This is a genomic window from Rhodococcus sp. Leaf225, from assembly GCF_001426145.1.
Classification (GTDB): Bacteria; Actinomycetota; Actinomycetes; order Mycobacteriales; family Mycobacteriaceae; genus Rhodococcoides.
Genome location: NZ_LMRN01000009.1, coordinates 339,270 through 360,317, shown reverse-complemented (window position 1 = coordinate 360,317; position 21,048 = coordinate 339,270). Strand labels below are relative to the sequence as shown.

The 21,048-nt window shown below is 69.4% G+C and carries 17 protein-coding genes; 9 read left to right on the top strand and 8 right to left on the bottom strand.

What is annotated here, in order from left to right:
- Positions 1-51: 51 nt before the first annotated feature.
- From trmB to ASG69_RS06045, 3 genes are read left to right on the top strand one after another with little or no spacing between them, the layout of a single operon-like run.
- On the top strand, positions 52-888 hold the full coding sequence (trmB, locus tag ASG69_RS06055; protein WP_231476385.1) for a tRNA (guanosine(46)-N7)-methyltransferase TrmB: 837 nt from the start codon (positions 52-54) through the stop codon (positions 886-888).
- Positions 885-1,577 (top strand): NYN domain-containing protein, encoded by a 693-nt coding sequence (locus ASG69_RS06050; protein ID WP_056441216.1) that lies wholly within the window; start codon positions 885-887, stop codon positions 1,575-1,577. The genes trmB and ASG69_RS06050 overlap by 4 nt, the downstream gene beginning before the upstream one ends.
- Positions 1,578-4,664: an MMPL family transporter gene (locus ASG69_RS06045; protein ID WP_082544282.1), complete on the top strand. Its 3,087-nt coding sequence runs from the start codon at positions 1,578-1,580 to the stop codon at positions 4,662-4,664.
- Here the strand turns inward: ASG69_RS06045 and ASG69_RS06040 are convergent.
- The 5 genes from ASG69_RS06040 to ASG69_RS06020 all read right to left on the bottom strand — a co-directional run bounded on the left by ASG69_RS06040 (position 4,624) and on the right by ASG69_RS06020 (position 10,166).
- On the bottom strand, positions 4,624-6,453 hold the full coding sequence (locus ASG69_RS06040) for a DUF2339 domain-containing protein (RefSeq protein WP_056441214.1): 1,830 nt from the start codon (positions 6,451-6,453) through the stop codon (positions 4,624-4,626). The two genes, ASG69_RS06045 and ASG69_RS06040, sit on opposite strands and share 41 nt — an antisense overlap.
- Positions 6,454-6,541: 88 nt before the next feature.
- Complete coding sequence (locus tag ASG69_RS06035; protein WP_037186162.1) at positions 6,542-7,198, bottom strand: DUF1707 SHOCT-like domain-containing protein; 657 nt, start codon at positions 7,196-7,198, stop codon at positions 6,542-6,544.
- A 28-nt stretch (positions 7,199-7,226) separates the two neighbouring features.
- Positions 7,227-7,901 (bottom strand): response regulator, encoded by a 675-nt coding sequence (locus tag ASG69_RS06030; protein ID WP_027506351.1) that lies wholly within the window; start codon positions 7,899-7,901, stop codon positions 7,227-7,229.
- Positions 7,859-9,016, bottom strand: coding sequence for a MacS family sensor histidine kinase (gene macS, locus ASG69_RS06025; protein ID WP_056441211.1), 1,158 nt, complete (start codon positions 9,014-9,016; stop codon positions 7,859-7,861). Before macS ends, ASG69_RS06030 begins: the two co-directional genes overlap by 43 nt.
- Positions 8,988-10,166 (bottom strand): AI-2E family transporter, encoded by a 1,179-nt coding sequence (locus tag ASG69_RS06020; protein ID WP_056441209.1) that lies wholly within the window; start codon positions 10,164-10,166, stop codon positions 8,988-8,990. Before ASG69_RS06020 ends, macS begins: the two co-directional genes overlap by 29 nt.
- Before the next feature lie 103 nt (positions 10,167-10,269).
- On the opposite strand from ASG69_RS06020, the gene ASG69_RS06015 reads away from it, so the two are divergent.
- From ASG69_RS06015 to ASG69_RS06000, 4 genes are all read left to right on the top strand, one after another.
- Positions 10,270-11,718 carry an adenylate/guanylate cyclase domain-containing protein gene (locus ASG69_RS06015; RefSeq protein ID WP_037186160.1) on the top strand — a complete coding sequence of 483 codons (1,449 nt, stop codon included), beginning with the start codon at positions 10,270-10,272 and terminating at the stop codon, positions 11,716-11,718.
- 30 nt (positions 11,719-11,748) lie between these two features.
- A complete protein-coding gene (locus tag ASG69_RS06010) occupies positions 11,749-12,894 on the top strand; it encodes a lysylphosphatidylglycerol synthase transmembrane domain-containing protein (RefSeq protein WP_051613437.1) in 1,146 nt (381 codons plus the stop codon).
- A gap of 63 nt (positions 12,895-12,957) precedes the next feature.
- On the top strand, positions 12,958-13,509 hold the full coding sequence (locus tag ASG69_RS06005) for a YceI family protein (RefSeq protein WP_056441207.1): 552 nt from the start codon (positions 12,958-12,960) through the stop codon (positions 13,507-13,509).
- A gap of 87 nt (positions 13,510-13,596) precedes the next feature.
- Positions 13,597-13,995 (top strand): DUF3054 domain-containing protein, encoded by a 399-nt coding sequence (locus tag ASG69_RS06000; protein ID WP_056441205.1) that lies wholly within the window; start codon positions 13,597-13,599, stop codon positions 13,993-13,995.
- Positions 13,996-14,008: 13 nt separating this feature from the next.
- On the opposite strand, the gene ASG69_RS05995 is transcribed toward ASG69_RS06000, so the two are convergent.
- The 3 genes from ASG69_RS05995 to ASG69_RS05985 form a co-directional block, all read right to left on the bottom strand.
- Positions 14,009-14,746: a sulfite exporter TauE/SafE family protein gene (locus tag ASG69_RS05995; protein ID WP_056441202.1), complete on the bottom strand. Its 738-nt coding sequence runs from the start codon at positions 14,744-14,746 to the stop codon at positions 14,009-14,011.
- A gap of 25 nt (positions 14,747-14,771) precedes the next feature.
- A complete protein-coding gene (locus ASG69_RS05990; protein WP_056441199.1) occupies positions 14,772-16,412 on the bottom strand; it encodes a hypothetical protein in 1,641 nt (546 codons plus the stop codon).
- Positions 16,413-16,542: 130 nt separating this feature from the next.
- Complete coding sequence (locus ASG69_RS05985) at positions 16,543-18,444, bottom strand: penicillin-binding transpeptidase domain-containing protein (RefSeq protein WP_235578866.1); 1,902 nt, start codon at positions 18,442-18,444, stop codon at positions 16,543-16,545.
- 132 nt (positions 18,445-18,576) lie between these two features.
- On the opposite strand from ASG69_RS05985, the gene ASG69_RS05980 reads away from it, so the two are divergent.
- A complete protein-coding gene (locus ASG69_RS05980) occupies positions 18,577-19,254 on the top strand; it encodes a hypothetical protein (protein ID WP_235578865.1) in 678 nt (225 codons plus the stop codon).
- A gap of 165 nt (positions 19,255-19,419) precedes the next feature.
- Positions 19,420-21,036: an ABC-F family ATP-binding cassette domain-containing protein gene (locus ASG69_RS05975; RefSeq protein ID WP_056441197.1), complete on the top strand. Its 1,617-nt coding sequence runs from the start codon at positions 19,420-19,422 to the stop codon at positions 21,034-21,036.
- The last annotated feature ends 12 nt before the right edge of the window (positions 21,037-21,048 follow it).

Sequence of the window (21,048 nt, the reverse complement as noted above, 5' to 3'; positions counted from 1 at the left end):
GAAGTCGAGACCCTGCTGTCACGAAATGCGTCCATGGGAGACAATGACAGGATGACCGACCCCCGTGCCGTGGACGCAGCGCCCGAGAACGGCCTGTCCGACGGTGCCGACGAGAGCCGGTCCGGCGGTTCCCGGCTGTATCCCCGGGTGACCAGTTTCCGGTCCCGACGCGGCGCGCTCACCGAACCGCAGCAGGCCTCGTGGGACCGGATGTGGCCCGGCATCGGCCGCGAGGTGGCCGACGAGCCGCTCGACGCCGCGTCGTGGTTCGGCCGGACCGCCCCGGTGGTTCTCGAGATCGGCTCCGGGACCGGCACCGCCGCGCTCGCGATGGCGGCCGCCGAACCGCACGTGAACCTCGTCGCCGTCGAGGTCTACCGACCGGGAATCGCGCAGACGGTCCAGGGGATCGAGCGAGAAGGTCTCTCCAACCTGCGCATTCTGCGGGGCGACGCTGCCGACGTGCTCGAGAACATGGTCGCTCCCGGCTCGCTCGCCGGCGTCCGAGTCTTCTTCCCCGACCCCTGGCCCAAGGCCCGGCACCACAAGCGCCGACTGCTGAAGGCCGCCACATTCGCCCTGGTGGCGGACCGTCTCGAGCCCGGCGGCATTCTCCACGTCGCCACCGACCACGCCGACTACGCGGAGTGGATCGAGGAGGTCGGTGACGCGGAGCCCGCTCTGACGCGGCTGCCGTTCGATGCCGAACGACGTACCGTCGAGGGGTCCTCCCTGTCCGTCGACCGTCCGGTGACGAAGTTCGAGGGCAAGGCCCAGCAGGTCGGCAGGCCGACGAGCGAGTTCGTCTGGGGCAGGCCATCCACCGGAGCGACCGACGTCGCTGCGGCGACGATCACGCGACGAGAGAGCGAGAACCCACTCCGATGAGCGTGGACGAACAGAACACGGACACGGCCTTGCTCGACGGCGCCGGTGATTCTCGCCATACCAAGAAGGTCCTGCTCGTCTGGGACGCGCCCAATCTGGACATGGGCCTCGGCGCCATCCTGGGCGGACGACCCACCGCCGCCTACCGCCCGCGCTTCGATGCGCTGGGCCGATGGCTGCTCGGCCGCACCGCCCAGCTCTCCGCGCACCAGACCGCGAGCCTCGAACCCGAGGCCACGGTCTTCACGAACATCGCCCAGGGCAGCGCCGACGTCGTTCGTCCCTGGGTCGAGGCCTTGCGTAACGTGGGCTTCGCGGTCTTCGCCAAGCCGAAGATCGACGAGGACAGCGACGTCGACTCCGACATGCTCGATCACATCGAGCTCCGCTCACGGGACCACGGTCTCGCGGGAGTGGTGGTCGCGTCCGCGGACGGCCAGGCCTTCCGGCTCCCACTCGAAGCCATCGCGGCGACGGGTGTGCCCGTTCAGATCCTCGGGTTCCGTGAACACGCCAGTTGGGCCGTCACGTCGGAGACTCTCGAGTTCCTGGATCTCGAGGACATCCCCGGTGTGTTCCGCGAACCACTGCCGCGGGTCAGCCTCGAGTCCCTTCCGGACGAGGGCGCCTGGCTGCAGCCGTTCCGTCCGCTGTCCGCCCTGCTCGTCGGGCGTCAAGGAGTGTCCTGAGTGTTTTCTCGCTGGGGAGATCTGGTTCACCGATCACGGTTCACCGTCATCGGTGTGATGGTCGCGTTCCTGCTGGGCCTCGCCGCGTACGGACTCAGCCTCAACGATCACCTGAGTCAGAGCGGCTGGGACGACCCGAACTCGGAGTCGGTGCACGCCGCCGTCACCGCGGACGGCACCTTCGGTCGCGACAGCACCGGCGACGTCGTCGCCCTCTACACCGCACCCGAGGGATCGACGGTCGACGACCCGGCGTTCCAGCAGACCGTCACCGCTGGTCAGGACGCCATGATGGCGGCGCACTCGGACAAGATCTCGAAGATCAACATCAACTACTTCCAGCAGCGGCTCCCCGCGCTGGCCTCGCCCGACAAGACGAAGGCGATCGCCACGTTCGCGATCGCCGGCGCGAACGACACGGAACTGACCAACAACTTCCGTGACGTGAAGGACGCGTTCGCCATCGACGGCGTCGACGTGCAGCTCGCCGGCCTCCAGCCCATCGCGAACGCGCTGAACGACACCATGGCCGGCGACATCAAGCGCATGGAGATCCTCGCCATCCCCGTGGTGGGCGTGCTCCTGTTCTTCGTGTTCGGCGGCGTCGTGGCTGCGGCGTTGCCACTGATCATCGGTGGTCTCACCGTGGTCGCGGCCAACGGCATGGTCCGGCTGTTCACCAATTTCGTCGAGGTCAACAGCTTCGTCGCGCCCGTCGTCTCGCTCATCGGTCTCGGGTTGGCCATCGACTACGCGCTGTTCATCGTCAGCCGGTTCCGAGAGGAACTGGCCGACGGCCGCACGACACAGCAGGCCGTGCAACGCTCCGTCATGACCGCGGGCCGCACGGTCGTCTTCTCGGCGACGATGATCGTCGCGAGCCTCGGCGGTCTGCTGCTCTTCCCGCAGGGCTTCCTCAAGTCCGTCGCGTTCGGTGCGATCGCCACCGTCGCTCTGGCGGCCCTGACCGCCATCACCATTCTCCCGGCGATCCTGTCGATCCTCGGCCCGCGCATCGACGCTCTCGGACTGAAGAGCATGCGCAAGACCAAGACGACCGAGGAGATCGAGTCCGGGCCGTGGGGCAAGCTCACGCGCTGGGTCATGCGGAACCCGCTCAAGGTGTGCGTGCCCATCGTCCTGGGCCTGCTGATCCTCACGCTGCCGGTCGGTGCCATCAAGTTCGGCGGCATCAACGAGACGTACCTGCCGCCGGACAACCCCACCCGTGTCGCACAGAACGTGTTCGACGAGAACTTCCCGTCCTACCGCACCGAGCCGCTCAAGATCGTGCTCGAGAACGCGGAGGGTCCGCAGTTGGGCACGGTCCTGCGCGAGGCGTCCAACGCTCCCGGGCTCGTCGAACGGTTCTCCATCGAGCGCAACGAGAACGGTGTCGCCGTGCTCAAGGCGGGCCTGGTCGACCGCAACGTGTCGTCGCCGGCCATCGACTACATCCGCTCCATCGACGTTCCCGACGGGGTGACCCTGTCGGTCGGCGGCACGCCCGCCATCGAGCAGGACTCGATCGCGGCGCTCGTGGACCGACTACCCCTCATGGCGACGCTCGTCGTGCTGGTCACGACGCTGCTGATGTTCCTCACGTTCGGGTCGCTGGTGCTCCCTCTCAAGGCAATCCTGATGACCACGCTGGGCCTCGGCGCGACGCTCGGCATCCTCACGTTCATCTTCGTCGACGGCAACGGCGCGGGTCTGCTGAACTTCACTCCCGGGCCGATCATGGCCCCGGTCCTGGTGCTGATCATCGCGATCATCTTCGGGTTGTCGACGGACTACGAGGTGTTCCTGCTCTCCCGCATGGTGGAGGCACGAGCCCGCGGAGCCAGTACGACCGAGGCCATTCGCGTCGGTACCTCGCACACCGGTCGCATCATCACCGCGGCCGCACTGATCCTCATCGTCGTCACGGGCGCCTTCGCCTTCTCCGAGCTGGTGATGATGAAGTACATCGCCTACGGCATGATCGCCGCGCTCATCATCGACGCGACGTTGATCCGCATGTTCCTGGTCCCGGCGACGATGAAGCTGCTCGGCGACGACTGCTGGTGGGCGCCGCAGTGGATGAAGCGCATCCAGCAGAAGCTGGGGCTCGGCGAGCCGATCCTCGACGCCGAGATGATGCCCACCGATGTCCCCGAGCTCGTCGCGATCGGGTCTGCACCGCTCCCGGCGCGGACGCGGGAACCGCTCACCCAGCCGATTCCGCGGGTCATGCAGAGCGGCCCGTCGGCCGCTCGTGCAATGCCCGAGCGCGTCGCACCCGATCGTCCCCGGCCGGTCGCCCCGCGTCCGGCTCCCGAGCGCGTGCAGAAGCCCGCTGTGCAGGAACCCCCGGTGCAGCAGCCCGCCGCGCCGGAGCCCGTCGCACCGCGCGCCGTCGAACCCACGGCACCTCCCGTCGCACCCGCGCCCGCGGAGGAGATTCGGGTCGCCCGCCCGGCAGAGACCCGACCCGCCCGGGCCTCCGACGATCAGCAGAGTCGTCCGACGGCCGGTCCCGAGCCGACGTCGGCCGAGCCGGCACCGCGGAACGGCGCACCCGCCCCGCGCCCCATCGAGAGCTGGCTCGCCGAACTCCGCGCGCCGTCGGTCGCTCAGCGTTCGAACGGCTCGAACGGCTCGAACGGCTCGAACGGGCACGAGACCACGTCGTTCCGGTACGGCTCGGTCTCGGGCGACGGCATCGATGTCGATCGGCCCCGCAACGGCGACAGCAACGGGAACGGCCACTCCAACGGCAACGGGAACGGCACCGGGAACGGGAACGGGAACGGTCACAGCAACGGGAACGGAGGGCCCCACGGGAACGGCTCGCGCACCAGCGCCGAGGTCGATTCCTGGATCGCCGGTCTGCGCATGCCCGAGCGCGAGGATCGGCCGGCACCCGAGCCCGAGACCCACAACCCCTCCACGCCCGAGGTCCCCGAGCCCGACGAGACACCGCCGACGACCACATCGGGTCGCCGGCGGGCTCGGGACGGGGACGACGAGTCGGGCGGTCGTCACCACGGTCAGTCCGGTGCCATCAGTGTGAGCGAGTTGCTGGCCCGCCAGCGTCGGCAGTGACGGCGCGGTCCGCGAACGACCTCGCGTAGCGGGTGCCGATACCGAGCAGCATCACTCCCACCACCAGGAACGCTGCGGCGCGGGGCAGTCCACCGAGTGCGCTGAGGTCGAACAGGAACAGCTTGGCGATGGCCGAGGCCGCCACGGTCAGACCAGCGGCGAGGACCGCGCGGGTACCGGTGGCGTCGGACAGACCACGCATCAGCAGTGCGACGGCGACGGTCATCCACACGATGGTCGCTGCGCCGTGGCCGACGAGGAACCCGGTGCGGCCGCCGATCTCGATGCCGGTGATGACGCACACCGCCGTCGCACCGAAGAGGCCGGCGACTCCCGCCAGGCCGGCGGCGAGGGTTCGGAGAGTCGCGTCCCCGATGGTGCGCAGTGCCGCGAGCACTCCCGCCACAGCCATCGCGATCATGGCGACCGACGCGGGCACCGAGGCCCAGCCGGAGTCGAGCGCGCGAACGGGGCTGCTCAGCGAGTCGACCGAGGTGATCTGCGAGTGTGCGCTGGTTCCGAGGAGGGCGAAGAACGCGCCGGCTGCGGCCGACACACCCGAGCGGGTCCGGGCGCCGACGAGAAGCGCCGTGGTGGCGACCAGCAGCAGGGCGAGAATGCGGACCTGATCGGCCGTGCCCGTCACCAGCGCCGACGCCACCGCCACCGAAGCCGTCGCTGTGAGCACCAGACGAACCGTGGTGACCAGCTCGCGTCGAGCGACCAGGATCGCCACCAGGGCGAGCGCGACCGCAGCGTCGATGCCGCCGGCGACGGGGCGAGAGAACAGCGTCGCGGTGACGAGGACCGCGGCGGCGGTGGCCGCGATCGAGGCGAGCGACGCCGGGTCCACGGCGCGGTGGGCGAGGGTGGTCCACCAGGCGACGACAGAAGTGCCGAAGGACAGTCCCGCGACGACGAGCAGCGGCAGCAGATCGGCGGTCGGGACCGTCTCCACGTGGGCGAGCAGCCCGGCGAGCAGCACCGCTCCGACGACCGGGACGGTGCGGACGACGCGCAACCAGACCCACTGTTCGCGGACGTCGACCGGCGAGGCGGCGATCTGCACGACCACCAGGAATGCGAGGAGTGCCGGCGTGATGCCGCCCGTGACGACGGGTGCCAGTGTCGCGATGCCGGCCACGACCATCACCGCGAGTGACTGCGACGACCAGCGCAGTGCGACCGCGACGCCGAGCGCGGCGACACCGAGTCCCACCACGAGCCCGACGACGGGATGCACCCACCCGTACAGCGCGGTGACGGCGGCGAGGTCGAGATACAGCCCGGCGAATCCCGTCGCGGCGAGTGCGACGGCGCCGACGCGGCCACCGGGTCGGGCGACCACACGGTGCGCGGCGGCGACGAGCGCTCCGGACAGCAGCGCACCCGCGGCGACACGAGGACCGGGCCCGAACCAGCCCGACTGCGCCGCGAGCACCACCAGCATCACGACACCGATGACGGTCACCGCAGCGCCCGCGGCGGCGAGCACACGACTGACGACACCGTCGCGTTGCCACCACGGGGTGGTGTCACGGGGAGGCGTGGGCATCGGGCGCGGGATCGGCCGTACCGGGGGAGTCGACACCGGAGGACTCTGCACCTGTGGCCTCGAGACGGGGTGCTGCTGCGGGGGCACCTGCAGCGGGGCCTGCATCGGCGGACCGTCGAGCTGCTGTCGGAGGAGACCCAGGTCGTGGCCGACGCGGGCGAGATGCTGCTGCAGGGAGGCGACCTCACCGGACAGCACGTGCACGAGTCGCGGATCTATCGAGGGAGTGGTCATACCTCGATCGTGCTGGCCGGGGCGGACCGGGGGAACACGGGAAACTACTCGAGTCCGACGCCGTTCTACTCAGCCGAGGGTGCAGTTCCTACCCGAACATGCGCTTGATGGACGTCCCGAACGGGTGCTTGGCCGTGACGGATCCGAAGCGGATGCGTCCTCGCACGACGACGTGCAGTCCCCCTTCGACAGGCCGGCTGCGCACCTTGTTGGTCGCACTGCCGCCCATGGTGTCGACGCCGTCGAGATCCACCGACGCACCCTCGGGCACCACGACGGTGATGGTGCTGCAGTAGTCGTCCACGTCGATCCGCACCTCGCGCGAGGTCAGAACCGCGGAACTGAAGTCGAGGGTCACCGTGGCCATCTTCGACGCGACCCGGATGGCCGACGGCGCGGTCCAGGTACCGGAACGGGTGACCGTCGACATCGTGGCTCGGATGTCCACGGGTGCACCGTCGGTGGCCGGGTGACCGGGTGCCGACGTCAGCGCGTCGCTCGGGACCACGGCGAGCGGTCCGGCCTGCTGGGGTGGGCCGCCCTGCAGTGTCATGCCCGGCAGGTCGACCAGCACCGCGTTGAGCTCACCGCGCGTCTTGGCCGCCAGTACCGAGTCCATCCGCTCGGTGAACTCGCCGAGCGACAGCATCCCCTGTCCGACGGCGCGTTGGAGCAGGCCGCCCACGTGCTCTCGTTCGGCGTCGCTCACGCGCATGTTCCTGGGGTCGGTGCCGTCTCCGGTCATGGCGACCAGAGTAGTGAACACGACGCCGTCACTGCAGCCCCTGCTCGAGCGCCCACCGGGTGAGTTCGACACGATTCGCGAGGTGCAGCTTGCGCAGGGTCGCCTGCACGTGGTTCTCGACTGTGCGGTGACTGATACCGAGCCGAACGCCGATCTGCTTGGCGCTCAACCCTTTCGCGACCATGCGCAACACCTCCGTCTCGCGCTCGGTCAGCACGGGAGGCGGTTCCGCAGCCGTGGGGGCGGCTGCCATGCGCCGGTACTCCCCGAGCACCAGCCCGGCCAGTCCGGGCGTGAACACCGCATCGCCGCGACTCGTCGCCTGTACGGCGGACACCAGATCGTCGATGGAGGCGCTCTTCACGAGGTAGCCGGTCGCCCCAGCCTTGACCGCGCCGAGCACGTCGTCCCGTTCGGCGGACGCGGAGAGCACCAGTACCCGACTGTCGGGCGAGACCGCCAGCACCGACGCGGTGCCCTCGGCTCCGGTTCCGTCTCCGAGGTCCATGTCCATGACGACCACCTGCGGCGACGTCGCCCGCGCACGCGCGGTGGCCGAGCGGACTCCGTCGGCGGTGGCCACCACACGGAAGCCCCGCGCGTCGAGGTCCCGCGCCACTCCGTCACGCCACATCGGGTGGTCGTCGACGACCATCACCGTCACCGAGGCGTCGGCGCTGTCCGTGGCAGCGTCAGTTCCCATTCCGTTCCCTCTCCTGGCCTGCTGTCCACCCTCGCACGCCCACCGATGGCTGCCGTCCGGCCCACGATCGAGCCGGAGACGCCGAGCCGTCCCTCCGCACGCGCCTCGTCGAGACGGCCGGGTGCCATTCCTGCTCCGTCGTCGCGCACCGTCACCATCACCTCGTCCCCCAAGTCCTCCACCAGCACGAACACGTGGACGTCGGACCCGCCGTGTCGATGCGCGTTGTCGACGGCGGCGAGCGTCGCGGCCGCGAGCTCCGACGCGGCCGACGCCCGGAGAACGACGGCCTCGGACGGCGCCGAGACCACGGCGCGCGTGCCCACCGCAGCGCGCACCAGCGCGGCCAGGTCGGCAGTGCCGTCGGTACGCCCGGTGGCCGACCCGGACAGCAGGGCGCGGAGCGCAGCCTCCTGGCTGCCGGCGAGATCTGCCAGTTCTGCTGCTGCGCCTCCGATCTCGTGGCCGCGACGACTGACCATGGCCAGCACCTGCAGCACACCGTCGTGCACCTCGCGGGCCAGGCGCTCGCGTTCCGCGGTCGCCGCGGCCAGGGCCACCGCCTCGTCCAGGCGGCTGCGTGCGAGGCGCGCCGTCCGCGCCGCGAGCCCCAGTGCCAGACCGACGGACAACAGCACGGGCCCGGTCGAGTCGCGCCACAACTCGCCGTCGACGGTGCCGCGCACCACGGCGATGGCGGCGGTCATCACTGCCGCCGAGGCGAGCCCCGCTCGGGGGCCTCCCAGGACGGCGGCACCGATCACGGCGTTGGCCACCCAGATCGTCGTCGGGAGCACCTGGTGGTCCTGGCGCCATGCCGGACTCGCCACCAGCAGCGTGCTGCAGATCAATGCCGGCGTCATCATCTGGTCGGCGACGACGACGGGGCGCCGCGCGGGCGTCGTCAGGGTCGAGACGGCCGCGATTCCGGACCAGATGACGGTGACGACGACGAACAGCCAGCTCAGGCGCGGTGCGTCGTACCGGTCCTGGACGACCAACTGGAACCCGACCACGTACAGGACGGTGACCAGTCGGAACGCTGCCGCGGCGCGCCACAGCGGTGCCTCCGCGACACCGGTGGCGTCAGCTCGCGGGACCGTCGACCTCGCCACGGCTCAGCTTCTGGTTCTCGGGGTGCGGACTGTTCGGCGCGGCCGGGAACATCGGTTCCGACGGATCCGTGTCGGCGATCTCCTCGTACGCCTCCTCGGGATCGTCGGCGAGCAGTGAGCGGATAGCGGTATTGGCCATCGCGACGAGCGGCACCGAGAGCAGGCCACCGATGATGCCCGCCATGACGATGCCGGTGGCGATGGCGAGCACCACGGCCAGGGGATGCACACGGACTGCGCGACCGAGCAGGAGTGGTTGCAGCACATGGCCTTCGACCTGCATCACGGCGATGACGATCGCGAGTGCGATGAGCGCCGTGATGAATCCCTTGGTCACCAGGGCGACGAGCACCGCGACGAAGCCGGTGAGCACCGCACCCACGATGGGAATGAACGCTCCGATGAACACCAGTGACGCCAGCGGAAGAGCCAGCGGGACACCGAGGATCGCCAGTCCTGTGCCGATACCGATGGCGTCCACGGCGGCGACCGCGACGGTGGCGCGCACGTACCCCACCAGCGAGCCGAACGCCTGGCTGCCTGCCAACCGGACCCGGCGGCGCGCCCGCGTCGGGACGATCCGGGACACGAAGTCCCAGATCTGCTGTCCGCCGTAGAGGAAGAAGATGAGGGTGAAGAGCACGAGCAGAGCCCCGGTGAGCATCTCGCCGATCACCGCCGCGGTGGTCAACGCGCCACTGGTGAGAGCTTCCTGATTCGACTGCACCGACCGGACCACCGAGTCGCCGGCACTGCGGATCTGGTCCTCGCTGAAGTGCAGGGGCCCCTGCGTCAGCCAGTCCTGGATCTGGGTGACGCTGCCGGTGAACTGATCCGTGAGGGCGGGTACGCCCTCGATGAACTGCTCGACGACGAACGTCAGGATGCCCACCAGCAGCCCGAGACTGCTGAGGATCGAGACGATGACCGCGACGACGCGCGGGATGCCGCGCCGCTGCATCCAGTCGACGAGCGGGGAGAGCAGCGCCGACGCCAGCAGGGCGAGTGCCACCGGGACGACGACGCTCTCGAGCCGGTGCACGATCATGCCGATCACCACGAGACCGGCGAACAACACCAACAGACGCCACGTCCACGCAGCTCCGACACGTACCACAGGGTGTACCGACTCCGCCGGATCGTCCGTCACCGAGGAAGCCTAACCGAGCACCCGGTAAGTTGACCTCGTGCTGACGCTTCTACGTGCGGTCTCGTTGACCCTGAGAAGTCGCTGGCCGCTGTACCTCGCGTCGATGCTCCTGGCCAATCTGCTCGGCGCGATCCTGGTGTTCGCCTTCGTCCGGTACGGGCTGCCCATTCCCGAGAACGAGTCGATCGTCGTCGATCGGGTGCGCAATGTCTTCATCTTCGGGGCGTACCTGCTCTTCGCGGCCGTCGTCAGCCTCGCGACCGCCGCCGTCATGCTGCGCAGTGTCATGCGGTGGCAGATCCGCGGTGGACCGCCCAGCCGATCCGAGCAGATGGCCGCCCTGCACGCACCGCTGCGCCAGGCCATCGTGCACCTGGTGCTCTGGATCGTGGGCGGCGTCATCTTCATGCTGCTCACCGCGTCGGAGATGCCGTCGCTCGCGGTGGCCGTCGCGGTGACGGTCGCCATGTCCGCGGCGATCACCTTCGGCTTCACCTACATGCTGGGCGAACGCATCCTCCGGCCCGTCGCCGCGCAGGCGCTCAGCGAGGGCAGTTTCGACCGCACGATGACGCCCGGTGTGGGTACACGCATGGCGATGACGTGGGGACTGGGCACACTGATCCCCGTCGTCGGAATCCTGCTGCTGTGCGCGACCCAGCTGACCACCGACCTGGTCTTCTCCCCCGACTCGCTGGCCATCGCCATCAGCCTGCTCTGCGTGCTGGCGATCATTCAGGCGTTCTGTCTGTCGATGCTCACCGCCAGCCAGATCTCCGATCCCATCCGTCAGCTGCGCCGCGCCATCGAGAAGGTGCAGGAGGGCCACACCGAGGTCCAGGTCGAGGTGTTCGACGGCAGTGAGATCGGCCGTCTGCAGGTCGGCTTCAACCGGATGATGGCCGACGCGTCGGAGCGTGCAGTCCTGCGCGAGCTGTTCGGGCAGCACGTCGGTGAGGACGTCGCGCGGCGCGCCCTCAAGTTCGGCACCGAGCTCGGCGGCGAGACCCGATTCGTCGCGGTGCTGTTCGTCGACATGGTCGGCTCGACGGCCGCCGCCTCCGAACGTCCGCCCGGCGAGGTCGTCGACCTGCTCAACGACTTCTTCCGCGTCGTCGTCGACGTGGTCGACCGGCACCACGGCTTCGTCAACAAGTTCGTGGGCGACGCGGCGCTGGCCATCTTCGGCGCGCCCCTGGATCGCCCGGACGCACCCACCGCGGCACTGTCCGCAGCGCGGGAACTGCGCAGCGAGCTCACCGAGATCGCCGGACTCGACATCGGCATCGGCGTGTCGGCCGGACTGGCGGTGGCGGGAAACATCGGCGCCAAGGAACGCTTCGAGTACACCGTCATCGGTGATCCCGTGAACGAGGCGTCGCGCCTGACGGAACTCGCGAAGTTCACTCCCAGTCGGGTTCTCGCGTCGACGTCGGCACTGTACTTCGCCGACGAGGACGAGCAGTCCGAGTGGGAACTGGGCGAGAAGGTGCAGCTGCGCGGACGGCGTCGCGCGACGCACCTGGCCTCCCCGGTCGACTATCCGCGCTGATCGTCGGCACCGTTCGTTACTCTCGGTGCCGTGGTAGTTCCGGAGCAGGGCCGATCCGCTGGGTCGCCCCGCGCCGGTGGCAGATGGCGATGGCTGCGCTGGGTGGCCGCGGTCGCCCTCGTGGCGTTGCTGGTCGGTGAGGGTGTCTACCTGTGGCCGCGCCTGCACGAGTCGTGGCGCGCCCTCACCGAGATCCACTGGGGATGGGCCGCGGCCTGCGTCGTGATGCAAGCGATCTCGCTGTCCGCGTTCGCGCGTGTCCAGAAGCAGTTGCTGCGCGCGGGCGGTGTCCGCGTATCGCAGCGACGCTCGCTCTCAGTCATCTACGGCAGCACCGCCATGGCGCTGACACTGCCGGCCGGCCAGGTCTTCTCCACAGCGTTCACGTACCGCGAGACACGCCGCTGGGGCGCGAGCCCGGTGGTCGCGTCGTGGCAGCTCGCCATCTCCGGCGTCATCGCCGCGCTCGGGCTGGCGGTCCTGGGCGTGACGGGAGCCTTCCTCGTCGGCGGCAGCGCCAACACCCTCGCACTGATCGTCCCCGTCGCCGGCGTGATCGCCCTCATCGCCGGCGTGCGCTACGTCCGCTCCCACCCCCAGTCGATCGTGGGCATCGGCCGGTGGGGGCTGTCGAAGTACAACTCGCTGCGCAACAACGATCCCGACACGGGCATGGCTCGGCTGGACGAGATCGTCGAGCAGGTGAAGTCGGTACGCCTCGGTGCCCGCGACGGCACGGTGTCGCTCGGCTTCTCCGCGGTGCACCGCCTCGCGGACGTCGCGTGCCTCGGGTTCGCCTGCTACGCCATCGGCGCGGATCCGAAGATCTACGGGCTCCTCATCGCCTTCTCGGCCAGCAAGACGGTGGGATCCATCCCCGGTGCGCCCGGTGGTCTGGTCATCGTGGACGCCACTCTCATCGCGACCCTCACCACCGCGGCCAGCATCAGCGCGTCACAAGCGGTCGCGTCCGCACTGGTGTATCGCCTGGTCAGCTTCATCCTGGTGGCGCTCGTCGGCTGGGTCGTCTTCCTGATCCTGTTCCGCAAGCACCAGCACGAGGACCTGCACTTCGATCTCGCCGTCGAGCAGCGCGAGCGGACGGAACTTCGGGAGCGGACGGAACAGCCGTCGGCCACCCACCCGCTCGGCAAGGATTCTCCTCCGCGGGAATAGATGCGGACCGCGGTCCGGTTGTGTACTGTGAGGCTTGAACCTTCAACCACACAGGAGTTCGTCATGACTGCAGCAGTGTCCGTCCCCCAGCTCACCGCCGGCACGTGGGCCATCGATGCCACCCACTCGACCGTCGGGTTCACCGTCCGCCACCTGATGGTGAGCAAGGTCCGTGGCCGTTTCCAGACCTTCACCGGCACCATCGCGGTCGACGAGAACGGCGCGCCCACCATCGACGCCGAGATCGACGTCGCCTCCATCACCACCGACAACGCGCAGCGCGACGGCCACCTCAAGACCGCCGACTTCTTCGAGGTCGAGAAGTTCCCCACTGCCACCTTCCGGTCCACCTCGGTCAAGGCCAAGGGCGACGACTTCGTGCTCACCGGTGACTTCACGCTGCACGGCGTGACCAAGTCCATCGATCTGAACGTCGAGTTCAACGGAGTCAACGCCGGCATGGGCAACGGACCGGTCGCCGGCTTCGAGGCCACCACCACGATCAACCGCAAGGACTTCGGCATCAGCATCGACATGCCCCTCGAGGGTGGCGGCGCCGTCGTCGGCGACAAGATCGGCCTGCTGCTCGAGATCGAGGCCGGCCACCAGGCCTGACCTCCTCCCGGAAAGACCCGCTCGACGCACGCACAGCCGGCGCCGGTGCGGGTCTTTCCGCGTCTCGGCGCCTCGTAGTCTGGTGGCATGCCCGCGCGCACCCGCACTCCCTCCCTGTCGGCCCTCGCAGTGCCGGCGGTGATCGACGTCGTTCTCGTCCTCGTCTTCAGCGCCATCGGCCGAGGCAGCCACGAGGAGGGCGTGACCGTCGGGGGCACTCTGTCGACGGCCTGGCCGTTCCTCGTCGGCCTCGCCGTGGGATGGGCGGTGACCTACGCGCTGTACCGCGAGAAGTTCGTCGCGGTGTCCCTGGTCCCCACCGGGGTGCTCGCGTGGATCGGCGCCGTGGTCGTGGGCATGGTGCTGCGGCAGGTGTCCGGCGAGGGAACGGCCTTCAGCTTCATCGTGGTCGCGACGGTGACGCTGGCGGTGTTCCTGCTCGGGTGGCGTCTCGTCGCCCGCCTCGCGCAGCGTCGTCGCGCCTGACCCACACAGTTCCTCAGCCCAGCCACAGCCACGCTGCGAGGCCGAACCCGCACAGCACCACGGCGATCCGGAGCGGATTCGGCGGAAGGTGTCTCACGATGCGCGGGCCGAGCGTTCCCCCGGCGATGGTGCCGATTCCCATCGCCAGTGCGGCGAGCCAGTTCACCTGGCCGGAGAACGCGAATATCACCGCGGCGACCAGGTTGGCCACACCCAGCAGGTAGCTCTTGAGGAGCGTTGCGCGCCAGACGGGTTCGGCCGTGCAGATCAGCGTCAGGGCCATGAAGATGACGCCCGCACCCGCGCCGAAGTAGCCGCCGTAGATCGCGACGAGGAAGATCGCGCTCGGATACAGCACCGGGAACGTCCGGTCACCGGCGAGGACGCGGATCCGCGGCTGCAGCAGCATGGCGACGGATGCGAGAACGACCAGGATCGGCACGACCGCCTCGAACGTCTCCCCCGGCGCGCGCAGCAGGACGACGGCTCCCGCGATGCCGCCCAGCGCGGCCCACAGGGTGAGCCAGAGCAGCGAACGACCGCTCTTGGCAAGCTCTTTGACCGACGACGCGGTGGCACCCACACCGGCCCCGACGAGCGCCACGGTGTTGGTCACGTTGGCCGCGACCGGTGGCAGCCCCACCGCCAGCAGCGCGGGGTACGACACGAGCGACGCCAGGCCGGTGATGTAGCCGATGACTCCGGCACCGAAGCCCGCCGCGATCAGCAGGACGAACTCGGTGACGGTCACGGGGTGAAACGTAGCAAGCCGGTGATCACTCCGACGGCGAGGCCATCTCGCGCATCAGCATGTTCGTCATGCGCGCCGCGGCATCGGTTCCGTCGGCGTCCTCGATGTAGACCGCGAAGGCCAGATCGCCCTTGGTGCCGAGGAACCAGCGATCGTCTCCGTTGTCCCCGGCGAGCCCGGTGACCGACGGATCGCTGACACCTTCGCTGCGGGCGTTGTCACGCAGTGTGTTCCGCAGCGAGGTCAGCACGGCCGGGGCGACGGGCGAGCCCGCACCGGACACCGTCGCCGGTGCGCCGCCGACGATCATCGGAGCCGGTGCCGATCCGCGAGCGACGGCCGCCGCCATCTCGGCGAGGCCGAAGGGTGTCACCGTCATGCCGGACACGGACGACGTCCGGCTGACACCGCGGAACTGGTCCACCGCCGACTGGCCGTCGGGGAGCGAGGCGGTGACGGCGTCGAGACCGGGGATGTCGAAGGAGGTGCCCAAGCCGAACTGGCGTGCGGCGTCGGAGAATCCGATCTTCTGGCGATCGGCCGACGCCTGGATCACGTCCACGAGCGTCCCGGCGGGGTAGAGGCCCGTGAACGCCGGCGTGCCCTCGTCGTTGGCGTAACTGTTCTGCGCGGTGGCGACGACGGCGCCGGTGGAGGGCTTCATGACCACGATCGAGGCCGGGGTCCCGACGCTGACGGCGGCGGTCTCCGCAGCGAGCTGCACGGCCGGGTCGAGAGTGGACGTGATGTCGGGTGATCCCGGACCCTGGAAACCTGCCAGGCGGGTGGTCTCGCCGTCGGTGTCCGCGACCTCGACAGCCCAGCCCGCGGTGGCGTCGCGGGAGTCCTGCCACACGGTCCGCAGCGAGTCCAGCACCGGCGACGTCAGCCGCCGGTCACCGGCGATGAGCTTGGGTTCCGCGTAGAGGACCACACCGGGGATCGCACGCAGGTCGTCCTCCAGCACGGCGTAGTCGTCGGCACGCAGGTTCACGGCGGTGATCACGGCACCGGGGTCCGCCGCGACATCGGCCTGGAGCGACTCGGACGTGATCAGCGGCGCCACGACGTCGATGACGTCGGCGAGGCGGGACGTCGTGTCGGCCAGGTCGGAGGTCGCGGAGGGATCGAGCCGCACGGAGGCGACGTTCTGTTCCGCCATCATCACGGCGCCCGAGGCGTCGAGCACGCGCGGTGCGGGTGCATCGGTGCGGGCGTAGCGGACGGACCCACCGGCACGCAGTTCCGGGGCGAGGATCGACGGATCCCACGAGATGCGCCAGCCGACGCCGAGCTTGCGCGTCGACCCCTGGGTGGTGACGCGCCACTCGCGCGAGTCCTGGCCGCGGGGTTCGCCGAACGACCAGGTGGAGTCGACGGTGAAGAAGCCGGACTCGTCGTCCAGGCCGATGTACTGCGACATGCGGCTCGTCGAGACTCCGGGCCCCATCGAGTCGAACATGGCGCCGATCGTTTGGGCCGCGGCATTGGGGTAGGAGGTCAGCGCGGCGGCCGCGGCCACGTCACGTTGATCGAGGGCGGCGACGAACCGGTCCACCAGCACCGCCGCCTCACTGCGAGGCTTGTTCACCACGAACGAGGCGACAGTCGCGAGCGACACGAACACTGCGAGCAGCGCGACGACGTACCCGGAACGCAGAACCATGCCCCAATAATCACATGAGTCACACCAGTAACACAGCACGGTGAGCACTCGGACCGGTCACGATCCGGTCACCCCGTGCGCCTTGTGCGTATCCAGGGGTGCGCAAAAGGCGCACAGGGCCGAAGGCCACTCAGCGCAGGAAGGACCCCGCCACCGTCAGCGCCGGCGCGGAGGAGTCGCCGCCCTCGACGAACACGGCGAACGCCAGGTCACCGCGGATGCCGACGAACCAGCCGTGCGCCGGGCCGCTCGCCACCTCGGCGGTGCCGGTCTTACCGAGCAGTCCGTCGATGTCCTGCAACTGCGTCGCCGTACCCGCGGTGACCGTCTCCCGCATCATGGCGCGCAGCTGGTCGGTCACCTCCGCCGGCGGGGCTGCGACGGTGCGATCCGCGGTACCGGGTCGTCCGGTGATCATGGTCGGCGACGGGGTGGATCCGTCCGCGATGGACGCCGCGACCAGGGCCATGCCGAACGGGGACGCGGTGACGGTGCCCTGCCCGATCGCGCTCTCGACGCGCTCGGCCGACGTCGTCGCGGGCGGAACGCTGCCGGTCACGGTGGTGAGCCCGGGTGTCAGGTAGTCGACGCCGAGCCCGAACTGCAGGGCCGCCTGCTGCAGCGCGTCGTCGGGCAGATCGACGGCCAGCTGACCCATGGTGGTGTTGCACGAACGCGCGAACGCCGTCTGGAGCGGAACCGATCCGAGGTCGAAGTTGTCGTCGTTGGGGATGGTCCGGCCCTCGATGTTCGCGGATCCGGGGCACGGCACCACGGTCGTGGGGGTGACGGTGCCCGCCTGCAGTGCCGCCGAGGTGGTGACGGTCTTGAAGGTGGAGCCCGGCGGGTACAGGCCCGTGAGGGCGATCGGGCCCTGCGCGTCCGCGGCCGAGTTCTGCGCGACGGCCACGACGTCTCCGGTGGAGGGCCGGATCGCCACGACGGCCGCGGCGTTCGCTGTCGACGCGAGAGCGTTCTCCGCCTTGAGCTGCAACAGTGTGTCGAGCGTGACCTGGATGTCCGGGCCGACGGTCGCCTCGACGCCGGTCACCCGCTGGGCGACGGAACCGTCGGCGGCCACCAACTGCACGGCCCACCCGGCGGTGGCGTCCTGCTGCTCCTGCCACAGCTGCGCCACGTCGTTCAGCGCGGGAGAGGAGAGTGCGCGATTCTCGGTCAGGAGCCGCGTCTGCGGCGCCAGAGTGACGCCGGGCAAGGCGGAGAGCAGAGACTCGATGGGGGCGAGATCCTCCTGCCGCAGGCTCACGGCCGTCACCGACGGAGCGCTCGACTGCGCGTCACGAAGGGATTCCGCCGTGACCGTCGGCGCGAACGGCGACACCAGTGCCGCGACGGCGCCGGGATCGGCGGTCTGGTCGAGATTCACCAGCGTCACCACCTGCTGCGACATGAGTGGCGCTCCCGAGGTGTCGACGACGCGAGGCGCGGTCGACGCGGTGACGGGCGTGTACCGAACCGTCGTCTCCGGAGTCAGGCCCGGTACGACGACACCCGGGTTCCAGGTGACCTTCAGCCCCTGTCCGCCGTCGGCGACGGATCCGGTCGTCGTGTAGGTCCAGACGCGTTCCGCGTCCGCCGGGGCCGACGTGGTGGGAGCTGCCGTGGTGGTCGCCGTCGCGGATGCGGTGCCGGTCGCGGGTGCCTCCGCATCCTCGGGCGGTGCAAAGGACCAGGAGGCGGACAGTGTGAACGTCTGCTGCTCGTCGTCTGCCTGACTCACCGTGAACCGCGGTGCCGCCGTGACTGTTCCGCCACCGCCGAGTCCGTCGTACATCTGGGTGAGCACCGCGGTCGCTGCCGCCGGATCCGAGGTCAACTCTGCCGCGGCGCCCACGTTCTGTGTGCTCAGCGCTTCGGCGAACCGATCGGCCGTCACACGGGACGCCGGGGGCTCGTCGGCACTGCACGCGGTGGCGGCGAGCGCGACCGCGATGGTCGCGGCGGCGAGACGGAGTCCGCTGCTGGTGGAGGGGCCGAATCGGCGGGACGGTCGAGACATCAGCGAAGGCACGCACTGATAGTGCCCCACCGATCCGTCGGTCACACGACGCGACGAACTCTTGACGCTCGGCGCGACGTATGTAATCTTGTAATCACTGGCGTTGTAATCAAGTAATCGCGTCACTGACGAAAGTAGAACATCATGAATCCCCATGACACCTTCCCCTTCGGAGAACGACCCTCCAGTCCCTTCGGTCGAGGTGACGCACCCCGGCGCGGTGGACCCCACGGACACGGCCGCGGTCGCGGCGCAAAGCGCGGCGAACGCGTCGGCCGGCCCGGCGGATGGCAGCAGAAAGACGTACCCGACGCAGGCGATGCGGAACAGTGGTTCCTCGGCCGCTTGCCCGACGACTGGTTCGACGGCACCGCCACGGTCGAGGTCGACCGCGAGGAGATCGTCGTGATCGGCGAGCTGAACGCCCCCGAGTCCGATGCCGGCGTCGAGGGCCGCATCGCTCGATTCCGTGAGTCCACCCGCGACGATCGCATGCGTATCGCCGACGAGGCCGAGGCACGCTACGGCCGCAAAGTCGCCTGGGGTGTCACCATCGACGGCGACACCACCCTCTTCACCCACCTCGCGGTGCCGGTCATGACTCGACTGCGTCAGCCGGAGCGCAAGGTGCTCGACACCCTCGTCGACGCCGGCGTCGCACGCTCGCGCGCCGACGCGCTCGCCTGGGCCGTACGCCTGACCGGAGACCACATCGACCCGTGGCTCGCAGAACTGCGCGAGGCCATGGCGAAGGTGGACGACCTGCGGGCCCAGGGACCCGACGTCCGGAACACTCACCCTCAGGACGACGAGACCGACTGATTCACAGCCGTATTCGACATCTCTGTTGACCGTTCTGCGCTGCCGACCTAGAGTTGGTAGCTCATCGTCCCCGACGAACGGACAGGCAGTTGCTCCTCTCGTAAGTAGTGCGGATCCCACCGACGCGCACGTCGCGGTGGCACGACACTCCTCTCGAGGTGCTCCATGTCAGTATCACCCTCCGTCGTTCTCTCCGATCTCACCTTCTCCTGGCCCGACGGCCGGCCTGTCCTCGACGGCCTGGACGCATCGTTCATGCCGCGCCGGACCGGCCTCGTCGGCACCAACGGAGCGGGCAAATCCACTCTGCTGCACCTGATCACCGGGCGGTATCGACCGCAGCGCGGGTCCGTACGCGTCACCGGCACCGTCGGCCATCTTCCCCAGCAGGTGGTCACGAACGTCTCGGACACCGTCGCCGATCTCCTCGGCATCGGAGACGTCCGACGGGCCCTGGCACGCATCGAGCACGGCAGCACCGATCCCGACGACTTCACCGTCGTCGGTACGGACTGGGACGTCGAGGAGCGCACTCTCGCGTTGCTCGACTCGGCCGGCCTCGGCGAGAGTCTGGGCACGGCAGCAGATCTCGATCGACCGATGAGAACCCTGTCGGGGGGCGAGTCGACGCTCGTCACACTCGTCGGTCAGGTGATCCGGCGGCCCTCCGTCCTGCTTCTCGACGAACCGACGAACAACCTGGACCGACGAGCTCGCTCCGCTCTGGGACGAGTACTCGACGAGTTCTCCGGCGCCGTCGTCGTCGCGAGTCACGACCAGGGCCTGCTCGACACCATGGACGACATCGCCGAACTCCACTCGGTACGGTCGTCGCCCGCGTCGCTCCGGATGTTCGGCGGCAACTGGACGCACTACCGGAGCGTCGTGGAGGGCGAGCAGGAGGCGGCGCGGGCCGCGGCGCGGTCGGCCGATCAGGATCTGCGCCGGCAGAAGCGGGATCTGGTCGAGGCGCAGACCACCGTGGCCCACCGGCGACGGATGGGAGAGAAGGCATCTCGCGAGAAGCGGGTACCGAAGATCGTCGCCCACAACCGGCGCAGCGCCGCACAGGAGTCGGCTGCCAAGTACCGCATCGGACACGAGGACCGCGTGGCGGATGCCCGCGCCCGCGCCGACGAGGCGCACGAGATGATTCGTGACGACACCGAGATCGTGGTGGATCTGCCCGAGACGGCGGTGCACGCGTCGAAGTCGGTGGCGTCGACGGGCGAGATGCTGCTCGATCTGGACGGTCGGTACCCGGACAGGACGGTCGAACTCACGATCATGGGCCCGGAACGCATCGCGCTCGTCGGGGACAACGGAGTCGGCAAGACGACTCTCCTGCGATCTCTGGCGCCGTCGGTGCCGACCGCGGTGCTGCCGCAATCCCTCGACGTGTTCGACAACGACGCGTCCGTGGTGGAGAACGTCCGCCTCGCGGCACCGGACACGTCGATCACCGACGTCCGAACTCGACTCGCTCGCTTCCTCTTCCGCGGTCGGCGGGCCGACGCGGTGGTGCACACCCTGTCGGGCGGGGAACGGGTGCGCGCGGCCCTCGCGATGCTGCTGCTGGCCGATCCGGCACCGCAGTTGCTGATTCTCGACGAACCCACGAACAATCTCGACGTCGCGTCCAGGACGCACCTCAGCACGGCGCTGTCGTCGTATCAGGGAGCCCTGATCGTGGTCAGCCACGACGAGGCGTTCCTCGATGCGCTGGGCATCACGCGGCGGGTCGATCTGACCGCCGACGGGCTCACCTCGACGTCCACCTGAGATCGCCCACCT

Bases quoted from the DNA above. Each gene is read 5' to 3' on its own strand.
- trmB (WP_231476385.1), top strand. From the start codon at position 52: ATGACCGACCCCCGTGCCGTGGACGCAGCGCCCGAGAACGGCCTGTCC.
- ASG69_RS06050 (WP_056441216.1), top strand. From the start codon at position 885: ATGAGCGTGGACGAACAGAACACGGACACGGCCTTGCTCGACGGCGCC.
- ASG69_RS06040 (WP_056441214.1), bottom strand. From the start codon at position 6,453: ATGACCACTCCCTCGATAGATCCGCGACTCGTGCACGTGCTGTCCGGT.
- ASG69_RS06035 (WP_037186162.1), bottom strand. From the start codon at position 7,198: ATGACCGGAGACGGCACCGACCCCAGGAACATGCGCGTGAGCGACGCC.
- ASG69_RS06030 (WP_027506351.1), bottom strand. From the start codon at position 7,901: ATGGGAACTGACGCTGCCACGGACAGCGCCGACGCCTCGGTGACGGTG.
- ASG69_RS06015 (WP_037186160.1), top strand. From the start codon at position 10,270: ATGCTCCTGGCCAATCTGCTCGGCGCGATCCTGGTGTTCGCCTTCGTC.
- ASG69_RS06005 (WP_056441207.1), top strand. From the start codon at position 12,958: ATGACTGCAGCAGTGTCCGTCCCCCAGCTCACCGCCGGCACGTGGGCC.
- ASG69_RS06000 (WP_056441205.1), top strand. From the start codon at position 13,597: ATGCCCGCGCGCACCCGCACTCCCTCCCTGTCGGCCCTCGCAGTGCCG.
- ASG69_RS05990 (WP_056441199.1), bottom strand. From the start codon at position 16,412: ATGGTTCTGCGTTCCGGGTACGTCGTCGCGCTGCTCGCAGTGTTCGTG.
- ASG69_RS05980 (WP_235578865.1), top strand. From the start codon at position 18,577: ATGAATCCCCATGACACCTTCCCCTTCGGAGAACGACCCTCCAGTCCC.
- ASG69_RS05975 (WP_056441197.1), top strand. From the start codon at position 19,420: ATGTCAGTATCACCCTCCGTCGTTCTCTCCGATCTCACCTTCTCCTGG.